Source organism: Nesterenkonia suensis, assembly GCF_054782935.1.
This window is the reverse complement of the sequence record NZ_BAAGRN010000001.1, coordinates 382,693-400,239: the sequence shown is the minus strand read 5'-3', so window position 1 is coordinate 400,239 and position 17,547 is coordinate 382,693. Positions and strand designations below refer to the sequence as shown.

The window sequence follows — 17,547 nt, the reverse complement described above, 5'->3', positions numbered from 1 at the left end:
TGCCTCGGTGTGCGGACCGCCCCGACTCGCCAGCGCGCCGTCGGCTGGGAGAGACTGAGACCATGAGCGTTGATGACGTGGAGCAGGTCCCGATCCGTGACGAGTCCATCCGGCTCGGCCAGCTGCTGAAGCTGGCCGGTGTCGTGGAAGACGGGGTGATGGCCCGCGAGGTGATCGACGCCGGCGCCGTGACCGTGGACGAGGAGGTCGAGACCCGCCGCGGACGGCAGGTGCGCCGCGGTCAGGTGGTGCGGCTCTTCGGCGAGCAGCTGGGGCTGTCCGACGTCGTGCTCACCCCTGCTGCGGAGTGATCCCGACCCCGGTTCGCGCCCGCACTTCTCTGACTGCCGTGCACCGTCTCGTCGCGAGGGGTGAGTCCGAACTCGTCGTCCAGCATGTCCAGGGATTCGGCAACCTCAGCGCGTAGCGCCGCCTTCTGATTCGCCGGAAGCCAGCAGGCGTCGACCGCGCGCAGCGCCATCGCACTGAGCTGAGCGTGAGAGGCTCCCACCTGACGGGACAGGATCGTAAATTCATTGGTCAGCGAGTTCGGGAACATTCCCGGATCGTCGGAGCAAGGAATCACGGACAGTCCCGCCTCTAGCATCCCGGCGATGGAGGCCCGACGCCAGGGGCGCCAAGAACGCCGCGACGTCACGCACCCCACTGTGAAGACGGTCCCCTCATCCTTGACCCGGGCGACCACGTCGTCGTCCTCCAACACGTAGTATCCGTGATCGATCCGGTCGCAGCCGAGCTGGTCCAGACAGGTGATGGTGTTCTCAGCACTGGGCTGATGCTCAGAGGAGTGCGCAGTGCGACCGAGACCGGCCTCTCCGGCCAACTGAAATGCCTCGATGAAGCGTTCCGGCGGGCCGACCGTCTCCAGGTTATCCAGCCCCACGCCCACGACGGCATCGTGTGGGTTCTCGACGACTGACCGCACCCAGTCGAGTGCCTCCTGCCCGGTCTTCGACCGGTCGATCCCGGCGATCATGAACCCGCTCATGCCGAAGTCTCGCTCAGCCTGACGGATTCCCTCAGCGTAGGCCTCGACGACACCCTGATATCCCATGTGGTCCAGATGCTCCGGGACCTGCTCGAAGAAGAGCTCCAAATGCCGCACATTGGACTTCCGGTGCGCATCCTCGAATGCTTCGTAGACGATCCGCGTGAGGTCCTCCGCATCGCGCAGCACCTGATTGACCCAAGCGCTGACCTCGAACAACGAATATGACACTGCGGGCTCACCGGGTGATCGCTCTTGCGGCACCGGAATCCGCGTGTTCCGGTAGAGCGACGGATCCGGCGGGAGGGAGTTGAGGTCCCGGTAGATCACCTCCGGTTCGTCTGGAAGCTCCAACTTCTCTCGCCGAGCGAGCTCAGCGAACGTCTCCGCTCGCACCGTGCCGGTCAGGTGACAGTGCAAGTCGACTTTCGGCAGGCGGTCGATCCACCCCTGCGGGACCGTACCGGCTGGGTTCGTGGTGTTATCCTCGCTCGTCACTGTCCGGCCACCTCTCGGGCGAAGCGGTCCACCCATTCGCCACGTGTATCGACGAGCTCAGTGGCGTCCAACGTCTGGTACCCGGCCTCGACGGGGCCCTCTGCGATGTCACCGACGACGTCGGTGAGTTCCTCCGGGACGACGGCCTCCAGGTTCACCGGCAAGTCACCCACCAGCTCTGCAGAACGGGACTGGGTCTCGATGCTGAGCAGGTGATCGATGAACTGTTCAGCACCCTCCACGTGAGACGCTCCTGCGGCGATCATGGCCCGATTCGTCGCCATGTATCTGTTGTTCTCCGGGGGAGTCCAGGCGATGGGCTCACCAGCGGCCATGAGGTCAGTGGCGAATCCATTGAGCGTCCCGGCCGCGGCGATTTCGCCTTGAGTCAGCAGGTTCGTGACCTCCGTCGAGGAGCTGTAGAACTGCAGAATGCCCGGGGCCCATCCGCCGATGACCTCGTACGCGGAGTCGATGTCGTAGGGCCCGGATCCATACTGCTCTGCCACCCCGCTGACCATCAGCTGACCTGCCGTCACGGCGATGTCCGGAAGTGCCAGGCGACCAGACAGGGAGCCATCCCCCCATAGCTCCCAGCTGGATGCCTCCGACTCACTCAGCACGTCAGTGGAGTAGAGGGTCCCATACAGCTGGTAACTGTAGGCGGGACCCTGGTACTCGTCCTCCACGGCGAAATCGGCGATGTCTTCCATCGTCGGCACCGCAGAAGGCTCCACCGGCTCGAACAGCTCGTCCTGCTGACCCAGAGCCGCGTAGTAGTCGCTGATGAGTACGACATCAACACCGGGATCGTCTCCCCCAGCCAGCTGCAGCTGCGACAATCGGTCTGCGTTCGACCCGGTGTCCAGCTGGACCTCGATACCGGTCTCCTCAACGAACGGGTCGATCACCGCCTCTTCAAACTCTTCCACTCCGAAGGGGAAGGTACTGACCACCAGGGCATCCTGCTCGCCTTCCCCCTCGGATGGATCGGCGCCACAGGCGCCCAGTACCACGGTCCCGGCAAGCAGACCGCAGGCAAGCACTTTGGCCCGGCTCCTTGGATATGTTTGATTCTCCATCGTGTTCCTCTCCTCGTGAGCATGACGTATCGAATATGGCGCAGGTGCACCGGACGGCAGGTGCGGCGTCACGCGGGCAGCTCCACCAGACACCGCCCCGGAGCGGTGACCAGGACGCGTTCACCCGGTGCGAGACGAGGTGCCACGTCAGCCCGGAGATCCGCGACCACGCTCACCTGCGAACCCGCGGGATCGACGGCGTTGACTGTGACGAGAGTGTCCACACCCCGGTAGGCCACGTCGACCACCGTGCCCGACACCTGTAGCCCATCGGTCTCCCTCGAGTCGTCCACCGTGCGCACTGAGAGGTGCTCAGGCCGGATGGTCAGTCGCTTGCCCTCTCCGGTTGTGAAGAAGTTCTCGTATCCCAGAAACTCCGCCACGAACTGACTCGCGGGAGAGCCGAACACGTGCGCAGGGTCCCCTTGCTGCATGATTCGTCCGTCCCGCATGAGGACCATCTCGTCGCTCATTTCCAGAGCCTCATCCTGGTCATGAGTCACCAGCACCACTGACAGACCCGTTTCGGACTGGATACGACGAATCTCCGAACGCATCTGGACTCTCAATCGGGCGTCCAGATTCGACAACGGCTCATCAAGCAGCAGCAGTTTCGGACGGATCGCGATCGCACGGGCCAGGGCTACACGTTGTTGCTGGCCCCCGGACAACTTGCGAGGCTTCTGCTCCGCCAGATGGTCCAAGCCCACCATTTCGAGACTCTCGGCGGCGCGTCGACGACGCTCTTCGCGACTCATGCGACGAAGTTTGAGGCCGTAGGCGACATTGTCCGCGACGCTCATATGAGGGAAGAGCGCATAGGACTGGAAGACCATCCCCAGTCCCCGGCGTTCAGGAGGCACATGGGTGGCGTCCTCCCCGTCGATGAACAAGCGACCCCGGCTGGGCCGAGAATAGCCAGCCAACATACGCAGCGATGTCGTCTTGCCGCACCCGGAGGGTCCCAGAAGGGTCGTCAGCTTTCCTGCGGGAATGGAGAGAGTGATGTCATCCACGGCAGTGAAGTCGCCGAACTGTTGGGTGACGCCATCGAAGAGCGCCGCCACGGAAACGTCATGCGACGATGCGGTGTGTCTGATCCCATCCGTGGGTTTCATCGGTTGATCCCTCCGAAGATCTTGGCGAAGCCGACTGTACGTTCTGCGATCACAGCGATGACCACCGTGCCCGCCAGAATGAGTGTCGAAATTGCGGCGACCATCGGGTCGTAGCTCTGCTGGACGTAATCCAACATGGTCACCGGCAGAGTGCGCGCCTCTCTGCTCTGCAGCAGCAGCGAAAGCGGCACGTTGTTGAAGGAGGTCACGAAACCCAGCAGCGCCGCCGAGAACAGACCAGGGCGAAGAATCGGCAGAGTGATCGTGAAGAAGGCCCTCACAGGGGAGGCACCCAGACCTCGAGCCGCCTCCTCCAATGAAGGCTCTGAGCCGGCCAGCGCCGCCCCCGTCACCCGTACGGCATAGGGCAGCAGCAGAGCTGTGTGGCCCAAGATCAGCACCGGCCAGTTGTCGATCCGGAACGTGACGATCAGCTGCTGATACAGCGCAAGTCCCACGACGAGTTCGGGAATGATCAGCGGCGAGAGGAACAGTCCCTCGACCAGACCTTTTCCGGGCAAGGCACCTCGATGAATCGCCAAGGTGGCGGGCACACCAACCGCCAATGCCAGAGTCGTCGAGACCAGGGCCAACTGAATGCTGCTGAGCAGAGCGCCGGTGAACGGCTCGTAGTTCACCGCCGCATCGAACCACTTCAGCGAGAACCCCTCAGGGGGGAAACGCAACGTAGAACCCGACGTAAACGCCGTGGCGACGACGAACACGATAGGGACGAGCATGATGATGTAACCGGCTACTGCCAAAGAGGCCGCGACAGGTTTGCGTGTGGTCATGCGGTTGACCCCTTACGCGCCAGACGGGCTGAAAGCCCGGAGACCAGGACGACCAGGACGGTCATGACGATGGCGGTAGCCGAAGCACTCGCCCAATCGATGGTCACCCTCGAATAGGAGAACAACTCAGTGGAGAGCATCCGTTGCCGAGAGCCGCCGAGCAAGTACGGCGTGGTGTACGCGGTGACTGATCCTGCGAAGACCAGCGTCGCGGCAACGACGACCCCTGGCATCGACAGAGGAACGACCACATCCCAGAAGGTCCGGCTCCTACTGGCACCCAGACCCCGAGCGGCGTCATCGAGCCCCGCTTCCACCTGCGAGACGGCCGAATAGCACGCGATGATCGCAAGTGGGAGGAAAAGCTGCGTGAGGCCCATGACGATTGCGAACGGCGTATACAGCAGCTGCGGAGGCTCGTCAGTGATGCCGAGAGAGATCAAGAGCTGACCTATGGCCCCGTTCGACCCCAGAACCACCAGCCACCCGAAAGTCCGGACGACATTGCTCAAGAGGAGGGGAAAGATCGCCAGGGCAAGGAGCACCCCGGCCCACCGGGACGTGGAGCGGGCCAGCAGATACGCGATGGGGAACCCCAGCACCAAGCACAGAACCGTCACGATCAGTCCAAGGCCCACCGTACGCCCGATGATCTGCAGGTCGTAGGGGTCTGCGAACATCTGGCCCAGCCGAGAGAGGATCTCCCCCGTGTCGGTTCCGGGCGCCGCGAAAAGCACGCCTGCAGCAGGGGCCAGAAAACCGACGGCGAGGAAGAGCAAACCAGGGACCAGCAGCATCAGAGCTGTGCCGCGTCGTGTCATCCTGCTCCCTCCAGCGTGATGAAACCAGTTTCATGACACCCTACCCGGAGAGACTTGCATCACGCCATAGTGTTGAGAAGGATACTCGGTGCACGGTCATGCACCCGGTTTCATCGGCGACGCATCCTGGGACACGTAGGATGAATGGCGTCGAAAGGAGAAGGACCATGGCCACTCTCGCGGACGTCGCGGCACTGGCGAGGGTGTCGAAAGCCACCGCGTCGAGGGCCTTCGGAAAGCCCGACAGTGTCTCCCCGGCGACGGCGCAGCGCGTATTCGACGCCGCGGCGAAGCTCCATTTCGTCCCTAACATCGCTGCCCGCCAGTTGGCCAAGGGTCGAACCGGAATCATCGCACTGGTCGTGCCGACCCTGGACAACAGCTATTTCACCCCGGTCATCGCCGGGGCTCAGGCCCGAGCAGAGCAGTTAGACCTCCGGTTGACTGTGGCGGTGCATCCGATCGCATCCCCCCAAGAACTCCCGGCGTTCGAACGACTGTCCCGACAAGTCGACGGGTTCATCCTGGCCACGCCCCACGGCTCGAACGACCTCATCGAGACGGCAACCGGCGGCAAGCCCACAGTGCTTCTGGACCGGGAAGTGCCAGGAATGACGTCCGTCCTCGCGGACACCCCAGCTGCGTTCGGTGTTGTGGCCCAACTGTTGATCGCCGCAGGTCACGAGCATCTGGTCTACGTCGGTGGGCCAGCGGGCTCCTGGCAGGATCCGCTCCGACTCGAGGCTGTGCGCCAGGTCGCAGGTGCTGCTGGTGCGGCCATCTCGCATATCGGCCCTCGTGCAGCGACTTTCTCTGCCGGCGCATCGATCGCCGCGGAAGTGCGCCAGACCGGCGCCACGGCTGTCATTCCCTATGCAACGGCCGTCGGGCTGGGAATCGAGCACGCACTGCTCTTGGCTGGAGTGCGAGACCTTCCTGTCGTCAGTTCGGAGGAACCCGTCGCGGCCGCCTTGGGCAAGACAGGCATCCCGACCATCGATGTCGACGGCAAGGAGCTGGGCCGAACCGCGGCCGACGAGCTGCACCGGCACATCGAACACCCAGACGCCGCACCGACGACGCTTCGGCTCCCCGTGTCGGTCAGTCCGCCGATCAGACCCGCGCCTTGAGCACCATGTAGGTGAGGAACTCGCCCACGTGCTTGATCTCCTGCGGCACCACTCCGTGGCCCGCGCCCGCGTAGAGCACCTTGGTGAGGTCCACCGAGGCGTTCGCCCAGCGGTGCGTGTAGTCGATGTGCTCCTCGGGGATGATCGGGTCGTCCTGGTCCCGACCCCAGAAGAACGGCACCCGGTGGGCGGCGAGCGCCTCGTCGTCGAACCACTCCTGCATCTCCTCGGCATCCCCGGGATCCACCGCGAAGCCGGAGAGCCCGACGACGGCGGCGAACTCCTCCGGCCGCGCGCGCAGCAAGCAGGTGGCCACCGCCATCCCCATGGAGAAGCCGAGCAGCGTGACCGAGGTGTGCTGATCCTTCACCGAGGCGATCCACTGCCACAGGTCCTCGACGGCGTCGCGCGCTGCGGCCGAGGAGTAGTCCAACCGCTCGGGGTCGAGTTCGAACCAGGTGTACCCGCCCTGGCCCATGGGCATCGGGGCGCGCAGCGAGGCATAGGTGAAGTCCTCGGGCAGGCTGGGGACGAGGCCGAACAGATCCTGCTCATGAGAGCCGTAGCCGTGCAGCATCACCACCAGAGGGGTACCCTCACGCTCCTCGGGCTCGCGGGACCACACGACGATGGGCTCGGACTGGGCTGGGTTCATCGGTGCTGCTCCTCAGGTTCCGACGGGGCGGCGGGCGCAGAGCGCCCTGGACGGCCGCACCATCTTCTCATCTCGGGACGCCTCTCCCCCGGACCATCGCACAGGACCTGGCCGCATCGGCGTCGGCAGGCCCTCCCCACCGGTGATGGAAGTGACCGGCGAGTTCGGAGAGAATGGGTCCGTGGACCTTTCAGACGAGCAGCCCGAGACCCCGCAGACCGACAGGACGACGACCAGGCCCCACCATCCCTGGACCCGCTATGTCGCGCTGGGTGACTCCTTCACCGAGGGCATCGGGGACCCGGACGAGTCCCGGCCCGGGTACCACCGCGGCTGGGCCGACCGGGTGGCTGAGGAGCTGGCCGGCGGGGCAGGCCCGGCACCCGGTGGCCGGCATTTCGCCTACGCCAACCTGGCGGTGCGCGGAAAGCTGATCGGGCAGATCCGTGACGACCAGATCGCCCCGGCGCTGGAACTGAAGCCTGATCTCATCACGCTCTGCGCCGGCGGCAATGACGTCATCCGGCCCGGCGGCGACCCTGACGAGACCGCCCGCACGTTGGACACCATGGTCCAGATCCTCTCCACCACCGGCGCTACAGTGGTGCTGTTCAACGGCCCCGACGTGCGGGAGACCCCGGTCGTCGGCTCGATCCGCGGCAAGGTGGCCATCTACAACGAGAACATCCGCACTGTCGCCGCCCGGCACGACGCCCTGGTGGCGGACATGTGGTCGCTCCGGGAACTGGCCCACCCCCAGATGTGGGACGAGGACCGACTGCACTTCTCCCCGCTGGGACACCACACGATCGCCACCATGGTGCTGGACACGCTCAATGTGAGGCACGAGTTGGAGCCGTCGACACCACGACCAGTGCCGGAGCGCAGCTGGCGGGAAGCGCGGGTCGACGACGTCGTCTGGGCTCGTCAGCACCTGTTCCCCTGGGTCGTGCGGCGGCTGCGCGGCCGCTCCTCCGGGGACGGGGTGACCGCCAAGCGCCCCACCTTCGAACCGCTCTTCGGCGGGGTGATGCCGCCGGGGACCTCAGCCGCCGAGGACTGACACGGTCCCGGGGCCACCTCTGTGCCGCCCCGAAGCCGGCGCAGGGCGTCCCGGTGCAGGACGTCACAGTCCGAGCGTCTGGCGCATCTGGTCGGCGAGCTGCTCGGGGCTGGTGAGGAAGCCGTCGTGGCCGATCGGTGAGGCGATCATGTGCACCCGGTTCTCGCCGGGCAGCAGCTGCGCCAGCTCACGGGACTGCTCCGGCAGATAGAGCCGGTCCGAGGCCACGGCGGCGATGAACGGGGTGGCGGTGACCCGGGACAGCGCCTGGGCGACGCCGCCGCGGCCGCGGCCGACGTCGTGACTCATCAGCGCCTCGGTCAACACGATGTAGGCATTCGGGTCGAACCTGCTCACCAGTTTCTTCGCCTGGTGGTCCAGGTAGGACTCCACCTGGTAGCGACCGCGTCGCCGTGCGCTCCAGGCGAAAGGATCCTCCTCGTCCTGCGATTCCCGGTGGAATCGGGCGCCGAACTCATGCTCGGTGCGGTACGTGATGTGGGCGATGCGGCGCGCCAGGCCCAGCCCGTCCTCCGGGTCCGGCCCGCCGTAGTAGTCGCCGCCGGCGAAGTGCGGGTCGTTCTCGATAGCTTTGATCTGGGCCTGGCCGAAGGCGATCTGCTCAGCGGTGGAAGCCGCTCCGCAGGCGAAGACCGCCGCACCGCGCACCCGATCCGGAAAGGTCACCGCCCACTCGAGGACCCGGGCCCCTCCCATGGACCCGCCGATGACCGTATGGAACTGCTCGATCCCCAGGTGGTCCGCCAACCGAGCCTCCAGCTCCACGGAGTCGCGGATCGTGGTGAAGGGGAAGCGCGAGCCCCAGGGGCGGCCGTCCGGATCCGGTGAGGCCGGACCCGTGGACCCGTAGCATCCGCCGACCATCGCCGGGGCGACCACGAACCACCGGGTGGTGTCGATGGGTCGCCCCGGCCCCAGCAGACCCTCCCACCAGCCCGGCGCCGGGTCGACGTCGGTGGAGGCGACATGCGTGTCACCGGTGAGGGCGTGGGCGACCAGGATCGCGTTGTCCCGGGCCTCATTGAGCGTGCCCCAGGTCTCGTAGGCCAGCTGCACCTGAGGCAGCCTGCCTCCCGTCTCGAAGACGTGCTCACCGACGTCGACGACGGCGAGCGCGCCAGCGGGACGGGGGGTCGAGGTCAGCACCTGGGCGGTCATGAGGCGGGAACTCCTGAGTCAGTCCGGGTTGGCTGGGCGGGGACGGTCAGTCGGAGGAGCGGGTCACAAGAGCGGGCGGCTCCGGTCGGCTCTCAGGCTAGCCTCAGCCCACCGGCGCCGGCTCTGCGACCGGCTGATTCTCACTCTGCGGACCCTGGGCACCGGCCGGAACGGCCTTCTGCAGGGCTTGCTCGAGATCGGCGAGGATGTCCTCGACGTGTTCCAGGCCCACCGAGAGTCGGACCAGGCCGGGCACGACGCCGGCGGCCCGCTGCTCGTCCTCGGTCAGCTGGCGGTGAGTGGTCGAGGCCGGGTGGATCGCCAGGGAGCGGACGTCCCCGACGTTGGCCACCAGAGAGTGGAGCTCGAGCGCATCCACCACGGCCTGGCCTGCCGGGGCTCCGCCGTCGACCTCGAAGGCCAGCACAGAACCGACCCCCTTGGGCAGGTAGCGCTGCGCCCGCTCGTACCAGGGGCTGGAGACCAGCCCCGGGTAGCTGACCCGCGTGACCGCCGGGTGGGCCTCCAGGAACTCGGCGACCCGCTGGGCGTTCTGCACGTGGCGCTCCACGCGCAGGCTGAGGGTCTCCAGGCCCAGGTTGATCTCGAAGGCGTTGTGCGGGGAGAGGGCCGGTCCGAGGTCCCGGAGCAGCTGCACTCGCGCCTTGAGGATGTAGGAGAGGTTGACCCCGAAGATCCCGTCGGCGCCGAGGTCCCGCCCGTAGACGATGCCGTGGTAGCTCTCGTCCGGGGTGTTGAAGCCCGGGAAGCGCTCGGGGTTCTGGGTGTAGTCGAAGTTGCCCGAGTCGACGATGACGCCCGCGATCGCCGTACCGTGTCCGCCGAGGAACTTGGTCGCCGAGTGGATGACGACGTCGGCGCCGTGCTCGATCGGACGGATCAGGTAGGGGCTGGTCAGCGTGTTGTCCACCACCAGCGGCGCTCCATGCTCATGGGCGACCTCCGCCACGGCCTCGAGGTCGAGGACGTCGCCGCGCGGGTTGGCCACGACTTCGCCGAAGAAGGCCCCGGTGTTCTCACGGATGGCGGCTCGCCAGGACTCGGTGTCGTCGGGGTCCTCCACGAAGGTGACCTCGACTCCGAGCTTCGGCAGGGTGTGCTTGAAGAGGTTCTGCGTGCCGCCGTAGAGGGAGGGGGAGGCGACGATGTGCCCGCCGGTCTCGACGATGTTGAGCAGCGCCAGGGACGCTGCGGCCTGGCCGGAGGAGACCAGCAGGGCGCCGGCGCCGCCCTCCAGTGCGGCGATCTTGTTCTCCACCGCCTCGACGGTGGGGTTGGTCAGACGCGAGTAGATGGGACCGAGCTCCTCGAGTCCGAACCGCTTGGCCGCGGCTTCGGTGCTCGGGAAGACGAAGGAGGTGGTCTGCTGGATCGGCAGCGCTCGGGCACCGGTCACCGGGTCCGGGAAGGCCCCGGCGTGGATCTGCTGGGTCTCGAAACGAGGAGCCTGGGTGCTCTCAGTGGTCGTCATGGACGTGTCTCCGTTCAATGCGGTCATAGTGACAGGACCGGCTTCGGAGACACTCCGGGCACAGAGACCCGAGAGGCTGCACCGTGGGGCGGCCCTGTCCTGAAGGACATGATGGTTGGGCCGCACTGTGATGTGTGATGGCCCGCGCTTGCCCCGCCGCATGGGCGGCAGGGCCTGGTCGTCACCCGGGGCACCCCACCGCGAACTGGAGGGTTGCCGGCCAGCAAACCGGGGTTTGACGCTGGCACTCTTGACCTGCCCCACAGTCTGCCCTGCAGACTGCGCTCCGGGCAAATCTGTGTCGTCCTGTGTCGTCCTGTGTCGTCCTGTGGCAACGCCGTCCGCCGTCGCAGCCGGCCGATCGAGAGTCCACCACGCGCCGACCATCTTGTTACCTCATAGTCACTTCTCGTATCGTGAGGCTGGCCACTCTCCCGACCGGCCCCTACGAACACCAGGAGCACCATACAGCCGACCTCAACCTTCGCCTCCCCGTCCGACGGCACACCACTGGCCACCTACCTGTGGGATCCCACCGAGCCGCCGATCGGCGTCGTCCAGATCACCCACGGAGTCGCCGAGCATGCAGGCCGCTACGACCGGCTGGCCCAGGCTCTCACAGCGGCCGGGTACCTGGTCCACGCCCACGACCACCGCGGACATGGCCATTCGGCCGACCCTGACGGCTTCGGAGATTTCGGGCCGGCGGGCTTTGCCGGACTGGTCGAGGACCTGGGAGCATTCGGCGCCTCGATCCGTCAGGAGCATCCGGAGCTGCCGCTGTTCCTGATCGCCCACTCGATGGGATCCATGGCCGCGCAGGAGGTTCTGCTGAGCCGTTCTGCCCAGTACGCCGGGGTCGTGCTCTCCGGGTCCACCGCCGTGGATGGCCTCGCAGAGATGATGAGCGGCGCCGCCGCGGACGATGACCAGCCGGCGGGGCTGGCGGCGTTCAACTCCGGATTCCACCATCGCACCGGCTACGAGTGGCTCTCCCGTGACGACGCCGAGGTGGACGCCTATGTGGCCGACCCGCTGTGCGGCTTCGACCTGCCGGAGGACACGGTACCGGCGATCCTCGCGGGAGGGCCGACGCTCGCCGACCCGGAGCGCCTCGCCCGCATCGAGAAACGACTGCCGGTGCTGATCATCTCGGGGCAGGACGATCCTCTGGCGGACGGCGGACGGCTGCTCGAGCTCCTGGCGCAGCGCTACCGGGAGGCGGGCCTGACCGACGTCACCTTGTCCGTGCACCTCGGGGCGCGTCACGAGATCTTCAATGAGACCACGCGGGAGGAGATCACCCAGGAGGTCCTCCGCTGGATGGCCCAGCGCCGCTGAGCCCAGAAGGACACGGCAGGACACGGCAGGACACGGCAGGACACGGCAGAAGACCCCGTGAAGATTCCGGAACCCCGCTGATCTGCATGGGGTGCCGGAATCTCGGCGGGGTCGAGCACTCGGCCCGGACAGGTCCGGAGGACCAGCCCGGGCCCGGCCCCTCAGGCCCTCAGGCCCTCAGGATCAGCGCATCCCCCTGGCCGCCACCGCCGCAGAGACCAGCGGCCCCCACTCCCCCACCGCGGCGGCCGAGCTCCAGTGCCAGATGCAGCAGCAGCCGCGCCCCGGACATCCCGACCGGGTGCCCCAGAGCGATGGCTCCGCCGTTGACGTTGAGCCTGCCCTCGTCCACACCGAGCTTCCGGGCGGAGGCCACCCCGACGGCGGCGAAGGCCTCATTGATCTCCACCAGATCCAGCTCGGCGGCGTCGATGCCCTCCTTCGCACACGCGGCGGCGATGGCATTGGCCGGCTGCAGCTGCAGCGAGGAGTCCGGGCCGGCGACCATGCCATGGGCACCGATCTCCGCGATCCATTCCAGTCCCAGCTCCTCGGCCTTCGCCCGGGACATCACCACCAGGGCGGCGGCGCCGTCGGAGATCTGGGACGCCGTGCCGGCGGTGATGGTGCCGTCCTTCGCGAAGGCCGGTCGCAGCGACCCCAGCGACTCAGCCGTGGTCTCAGCACGGATGCCTTCGTCGGTGTCGACGACGACGGACTCACCCCGGCGCTGCGGCACCTCCACCGGAACGATCTCCTCGGCGAAGAGCCCCTTCTCCTGCGCCGCGGCGGCGCGCTGATGCGAGGCGGCGGCCACCCGGTCCTGCTCGGCCCGGGAGACCTCGGACTCCCCGGTGTTGCAGGACTCCGTCAGCGCGCCCATGGCCTGCGAGGTGGCCTGGTCATAGAGGGCGTCATAGGCCATGGAGTCCACCAGCGTGGTGTCTCCGTACTTGGTGCCGGTGCGCGAACCGGGCAGCAGGTGCGGCGCATTGGACATCGACTCCATGCCTCCGGCGAGGACGATCTCACACTCTCCGGCACGGATGAGCTGATCCGCAGTGGCCACGGCATTGAGCCCCGAGAGGCAGACCTTGTTGACCGTGATCGAGGGCACCGAGGCCGGGACCCCTGCCCCGAGCGCCGCGGTGCGGGCGGGGTTCTGCCCCGCACCGGCCTGAATGACCTGCCCCATCACCACGTAGTCGACCGCCTCGGCAGAGACTCCGGACCGCTCGAGCGCGCCCCTCAGGGCCACAGCGCCCAACTCGGCGGCCGAGAAGGACGACAGGCCGCCCAGCAGCCGCCCCATGGGCGTGCGGGCACCAGCGACGATGACAGTTGACGACATGACTCTCCTCTGCGGCATGGATGACCAAGGGTGAGCTCGAGGGACAGGACACCGTCACGGCGGCACTGCCGAGGACGCCGTCGTCCCACAGAACCTGCGACCAGCGTATCGCGGTGTCTCCGGTCACGGCGGACCACGGGGACACCCCCGGCCGCGCCTTCAGCGGGAGTTCAGGGCGAGGCGGCACACTGTCCCTCATGATGCTGCCTCCTCCGCCCGCGATGAGCTGGCCCGTCCAGATTTGGGACCAGATGGTCAGCCGACAGGAGCCGCTGGGATGGGAGCTCAGCCTGGGACTGGCCGTCGCGATGCTGCTGGTCATCTGGAGCCCGCCCGGGTACCGGCTCGTCAGACATCTGGTGACTCTGGTTCACGAGGCAGGACACGCCGTCGTCGCCGCCCTGGTGGGGCGACGCCTGCAGGGTGTGCGGCTGCACGCCGACACCTCGGGGCTGACGGTCTCGCGCGGCCGACCCGACGGCCCGGGGATGATCGCCACTCTGCTGGCGGGCTACCCGGCCCCTGCTCTCGCTGGCCTGACCGGCGCTCTGCTGTTGGGGGCCGGGCATGCCGCAGGCGTGCTGTGGGCCCTGGTGCTGACCAGTGCTCTGATGCTGCTGCTGGTGCGCAACCTCTACGGGCTCGCCGTGGTGCTGACGCTGGGCGCCGCCGTGACGGCACTGTCCTGGTGGGCCTCCGGCCCGGTGCTCTCCGCGGCTGCCCAGCTTGTGGTGTGGGCCCTGCTGCTGTCCGCCCCGCGGGCGGTGCGGGAGATGCAGCGGCAGCGACGCCGACTCCGCAGCCGGACCAGCGACGCCGACCAGCTCGCGCGGCTCAGCAGGACTCCCGCCGCGCTGTGGGTGGGGCTGTTCTGGCTGGTCTGCGTGGGCGCCCTGGTGCTGGGCGGCTGGCAGCTGCTCGATGGCGCGCCCTGGCCCGGGGAGTGAGGCCCGGGCTCTGCTCCGGCGCCCCTCACCCGGCGCCCCTCACCCGCCTCCCTCCCCGGCACCCATGGGGCGGTGTCCCCTGGGGCGACGGCCCGACCGGCAGGTAGCCTCGACCCATGACTGAGCGGACAGCATCCTCCCCGAGCTCCGGCCCGATCTCTGAGCGCGTGGTGATCGTCGGCGCCGGTGATCTCGGCACGCGGATCGGCAGCCGGCTACGAACCACAGGCCGCGCCGTCGACGGATGGAAGCGCGACCCCAGCACGTTGCCGGAGGACGTCACCGGAGTCCGGGCAGACCTCACCGAAGCGGCCGAACTCCCTGAGCTTCCGGAGGACACCGCTGCGGTGGTGTTCTGCCCCTCCGCCGGGGAACGCTCGGCGGCGCGCTATCGAGCCGTCTACCGTGACGGGCTGCGGGCGCTGCTGGAACGGGCCGACCGGCTGGGCAGCAGGACCGGACGACCTGTGCGCATGCTGCTGATCTCCTCCACGGCCGTCCACGGCGGCGAGACCGGCCTGGTGGACGAGTCGACCGCCCTGCACCCGCTGACGGCCACCGGCGAAGTCCTCGCCGAGACCGAACAGCTCCTGCGGTCGGACGAGTCGGTGGAGGCGGCGGTGCTGCGCCTCTCGGGCATCTACGGGCCAGGACGACGTCGCCTCCTGGACCAGGTGCTCGGCGGCCAGCTGGGGGCCGGCACCCGGGAGGGCGATCGCCCCGCACGCGGGGCCGCCTCCGATGGGGACCCGTGGCGGATCTCCAACCGGATCCATGTCGAGGATGCGGCGGCCGCAGCGGCGGCCATGGCGACCGCGCCCCAGTGTCCCTCGGTGCTCCTCGGCGTCGACGAGCTTCCCGTGCCGGTGGGTGCCGTCCATGATTGGCTGGCCGATCAGCTGGGGCTTCCCCGCCCGTGGCCTCAGCTGGTGCCTGCTGGAGACTCTCTGGACGACCTACTGGCCGCCGGCCGGGAGGATCTGCTGTGGCGGCACACTCCGGCCCATGGAAAGGCCGTGGACGGCACACAGCTGCACCGGTTCCTGGGAGGCCTCGAGCACCCGGACTTCCGCTCCGGCTATGCGGACCTGGTGACGGAGGCCGCCGGCACAGGCGGAGACTCTCCGGCCTGACCCGACACGGGCTGAGGCGACCTGGGCTGAGGCGACGCCATCACCACATGTGCTTGACATCACATCCGAGCGGTGCTTGAGTTGACTTACCGACCAATCGGTCTGGAAATAGTCGAGGAGTGCCGATGACCGAGCCCACCCAGCTTGCCGATGACGGCGTGATCATGCCCGCAGGCGGCCCCCACCACCGCATGCTGGAGACCGACCGCTGCACCCGCTGGCTCGGCGCCGAGGTGCTCCAGGCCGACCCTGGGCACGCCCGCCTGCGCATGACCGTGCGCCGCGAGATGACCAACGGCTTCGACATCGTCCACGGGGGGATGATCTTCGCCCTGGCCGACACCTGCTTCGCGATGGCGTGCAACCACCCCGACGGCGACGACGCCACCGTGACCGTCGCCTCCGGGGCCGACATCAACTTCCTGAAGACCGCCTGGCTCGGTGATGAGCTCATCGCCGAGGCCGTGGAGGTCTCCCGCTCCGGACGCAGCGGAGTCTATGACGTCACCGTGACCCGTGCCGACGAGACCGTCGCCGTCTTCCGCGGGCGCTCCCGCACCATCCCCTCCCCCGGAAAGCAGTGAGCCATGAGCACCCTCTCCGACGAGTCCACCAGGCCCTCCGGTGACGTCGACCTGCCCGACCCCGAAGAGCTGATGAGCCGTGCCGAGATCGAGTCCCTCCAGCTGAGTCGGCTGCAGCAGACCGTGCGGCACGCCTACGAGAACATCCCCGCCTACCGCGAGCTCTACGACTCCCACGGGGTGGAGCCTGCGGACCTGAAGGCACTCGAGGACCTCGCCCGCTTCCCCTTCACCGACAAGGAGTTCCTGCGCGCGGCCTACCCGTTCAAGGCCTTCGCCGTGCCGATGGAGCAGGTCCGACGGGTGCACGCCTCCTCCGGCACCACCGGGCGTCCCACAGTGGTCGGCTACACCGCACGGGACATCGACACCTGGGCCACCCTGCTGGCCCGCTGCCTGCGCCACTCCGGGGTGCGCCCCGGCGACCTGGTGCACAACGCCTACGGCTACGGCCTGTTCACCGGCGGCCTGGGCGCCCATTATGGGATCGAGAAGCTCGGCGGCACCGTGATCCCGATGTCCGGCGGCCAGACGGAGAAGCAGGTCCAGCTCATCCAGGACTTCCGCCCCCGGGTCATCCTCTGCACCCCCACCTACCTGCTCGCCCTCGCCGACGCGTTCCGCGAGGCCGGCGTCGACCCCCGGCGGACCTCCTTGGAGATCGGCGTGCTCGGAGCCGAGCCCTGGACCGAACAGATGCGCCACGAGATCGAAGAGACCTTCGCGATCAGGGCCTGCGACATCTACGGGCTCTCCGAGGTGATGGGTCCCGGAGTGGCCGGCGAGTCCTGGGAACTGCAGGACGGCTCGACCATCTGGGAGGACCACTTCCGCCCGGAGATCATCGATCCGATCTCGGAGGAGCCGCTGGAGACCGGAAGTCACGGCGAGCTGGTCTTCACGACACTCACCAAAGAGGCGTTGCCGATGATCCGGTACCGCACCCACGATCTGACCCAGCTGATGCCGGGCACCGATCGCCCGGGACACCGACGCATGGGTCGGATCACCGGACGCAGCGATGACATGATCATCCTGCGCGGGGTGAACCTGTTCCCCTCCCAGATCGAAGAGCTCGCCTTGGAGATCGAGGAGCTCTCCCCGCATTTCCAGCTGCGCCTCTCCCGCCCGGGCACCATGGACGAGATGACCGTCCACATCGAGCGCCGCCCAGAGGCCGACGGCGCCGCCGCCGAGTCCGCCGGGGCGGAGCTCGCCCGCCGGATCAAGGTCCGCATCGGATCCAGCTGCCAGGTCTCCGTGGAGGAGCCGGGCACGCTGGCCCGCTCGTCCGGCAAACTGCGGCGCGTCTACGACGAGCGGCCGCGGCCCGCCGGCCGGATAGTCTGA

17 protein-coding genes and 1 riboswitch are annotated in these 17,547 nt (G+C 67.8%); of the genes, 8 read left to right on the top strand and 9 right to left on the bottom strand.

The features are described from left to right. The first annotated feature begins 62 nt into the window (after window positions 1-62). Window positions 63-311 carry an RNA-binding S4 domain-containing protein gene (locus tag ACYVKI_RS01720; RefSeq protein WP_460688617.1) on the top strand — a complete coding sequence of 83 codons (249 nt, stop codon included), beginning with the start codon at window positions 63-65 and terminating at the stop codon, window positions 309-311. Here the strand turns inward: ACYVKI_RS01720 and ACYVKI_RS01715 are convergent. The 5 genes from ACYVKI_RS01715 to ACYVKI_RS01695 form a co-directional block, all read right to left on the bottom strand. Then, complete coding sequence (locus ACYVKI_RS01715; RefSeq protein WP_460688616.1) at window positions 242-1,507, bottom strand: adenosine deaminase family protein; 1,266 nt, start codon at window positions 1,505-1,507, stop codon at window positions 242-244. The genes ACYVKI_RS01720 and ACYVKI_RS01715 overlap by 70 nt on opposite strands. Further along, window positions 1,504-2,463, bottom strand: coding sequence for an extracellular solute-binding protein (locus ACYVKI_RS01710; protein WP_460688615.1), 960 nt, complete (start codon window positions 2,461-2,463; stop codon window positions 1,504-1,506). The genes ACYVKI_RS01715 and ACYVKI_RS01710 overlap by 4 nt, the downstream gene beginning before the upstream one ends. Window positions 2,464-2,657: 194 nt before the next feature. After that, entirely contained in the window at window positions 2,658-3,656 is a 999-nt protein-coding gene (locus tag ACYVKI_RS01705) for an ABC transporter ATP-binding protein (RefSeq protein ID WP_460688614.1), read from the bottom strand. A 47-nt stretch (window positions 3,657-3,703) separates the two neighbouring features. After that, window positions 3,704-4,501: an ABC transporter permease gene (locus tag ACYVKI_RS01700; RefSeq protein ID WP_460688613.1), complete on the bottom strand. Its 798-nt coding sequence runs from the start codon at window positions 4,499-4,501 to the stop codon at window positions 3,704-3,706. Further along, complete coding sequence (locus ACYVKI_RS01695; RefSeq protein WP_460688612.1) at window positions 4,498-5,322, bottom strand: ABC transporter permease; 825 nt, start codon at window positions 5,320-5,322, stop codon at window positions 4,498-4,500. The genes ACYVKI_RS01700 and ACYVKI_RS01695 overlap by 4 nt, the downstream gene beginning before the upstream one ends. A 167-nt stretch (window positions 5,323-5,489) precedes the next feature. On the opposite strand from ACYVKI_RS01695, the gene ACYVKI_RS01690 reads away from it, so the two are divergent. Next, window positions 5,490-6,452, top strand: coding sequence for a LacI family DNA-binding transcriptional regulator (locus ACYVKI_RS01690; RefSeq protein WP_460688611.1), 963 nt, complete (start codon window positions 5,490-5,492; stop codon window positions 6,450-6,452). Here the strand turns inward: ACYVKI_RS01690 and ACYVKI_RS01685 are convergent. Next, window positions 6,436-7,107 carry an alpha/beta hydrolase gene (locus ACYVKI_RS01685; protein ID WP_460688610.1) on the bottom strand — a complete coding sequence of 224 codons (672 nt, stop codon included), beginning with the start codon at window positions 7,105-7,107 and terminating at the stop codon, window positions 6,436-6,438. The two genes, ACYVKI_RS01690 and ACYVKI_RS01685, sit on opposite strands and share 17 nt — an antisense overlap. A 181-nt stretch (window positions 7,108-7,288) precedes the next feature. Between ACYVKI_RS01685 and ACYVKI_RS01680 the strand changes: the two genes are divergently transcribed. Next, a complete protein-coding gene (locus ACYVKI_RS01680) occupies window positions 7,289-8,170 on the top strand; it encodes an SGNH/GDSL hydrolase family protein (RefSeq protein ID WP_460688609.1) in 882 nt (293 codons plus the stop codon). Between the two features lie 63 nt (window positions 8,171-8,233). Here the strand turns inward: ACYVKI_RS01680 and metX are convergent, their stop codons facing one another. Next, entirely contained in the window at window positions 8,234-9,349 is a 1,116-nt protein-coding gene (metX, locus tag ACYVKI_RS01675; RefSeq protein WP_460688608.1) for a homoserine O-acetyltransferase MetX, read from the bottom strand. Window positions 9,350-9,452: 103 nt separating this feature from the next. Then, window positions 9,453-10,841, bottom strand: coding sequence for an O-acetylhomoserine aminocarboxypropyltransferase/cysteine synthase family protein (locus tag ACYVKI_RS01670; protein ID WP_460688607.1), 1,389 nt, complete (start codon window positions 10,839-10,841; stop codon window positions 9,453-9,455). A 139-nt stretch (window positions 10,842-10,980) separates the two neighbouring features. Further along, window positions 10,981-11,097: riboswitch (SAM riboswitch) on the bottom strand. A 209-nt stretch (window positions 11,098-11,306) separates the two neighbouring features. Here ACYVKI_RS01670 and ACYVKI_RS01665 point away from each other — a divergent pair. After that, complete coding sequence (locus ACYVKI_RS01665) at window positions 11,307-12,182, top strand: alpha/beta fold hydrolase (RefSeq protein ID WP_460689378.1); 876 nt, start codon at window positions 11,307-11,309, stop codon at window positions 12,180-12,182. A gap of 169 nt (window positions 12,183-12,351) precedes the next feature. Here ACYVKI_RS01665 and ACYVKI_RS01660 read toward each other — a convergent pair whose 3' ends face one another. Continuing rightward, window positions 12,352-13,533, bottom strand: coding sequence for an acetyl-CoA C-acyltransferase (locus ACYVKI_RS01660; protein WP_460688606.1), 1,182 nt, complete (start codon window positions 13,531-13,533; stop codon window positions 12,352-12,354). A gap of 197 nt (window positions 13,534-13,730) precedes the next feature. Here ACYVKI_RS01660 and ACYVKI_RS01655 point away from each other — a divergent pair, with 197 nt between their 5' ends. The 4 genes from ACYVKI_RS01655 (at window position 13,731) to ACYVKI_RS01640 (ending at window position 17,547) form a co-directional block, all read left to right on the top strand. After that, on the top strand, window positions 13,731-14,480 hold the full coding sequence (locus tag ACYVKI_RS01655; RefSeq protein WP_460688605.1) for a M50 family metallopeptidase: 750 nt from the start codon (window positions 13,731-13,733) through the stop codon (window positions 14,478-14,480). A gap of 116 nt (window positions 14,481-14,596) precedes the next feature. After that, window positions 14,597-15,613: an NAD-dependent epimerase/dehydratase family protein gene (locus ACYVKI_RS01650; protein ID WP_460688604.1), complete on the top strand. Its 1,017-nt coding sequence runs from the start codon at window positions 14,597-14,599 to the stop codon at window positions 15,611-15,613. A gap of 125 nt (window positions 15,614-15,738) precedes the next feature. Continuing rightward, the gene (paaI, locus tag ACYVKI_RS01645; protein ID WP_460688603.1) at window positions 15,739-16,197 is read left to right on the top strand and encodes a hydroxyphenylacetyl-CoA thioesterase PaaI; all 459 of its coding nucleotides are present in this window, start codon (window positions 15,739-15,741) and stop codon (window positions 16,195-16,197) included. A 3-nt stretch (window positions 16,198-16,200) separates the two neighbouring features. Next, a complete protein-coding gene (locus tag ACYVKI_RS01640; protein ID WP_460688602.1) occupies window positions 16,201-17,547 on the top strand; it encodes an AMP-binding protein in 1,347 nt (448 codons plus the stop codon).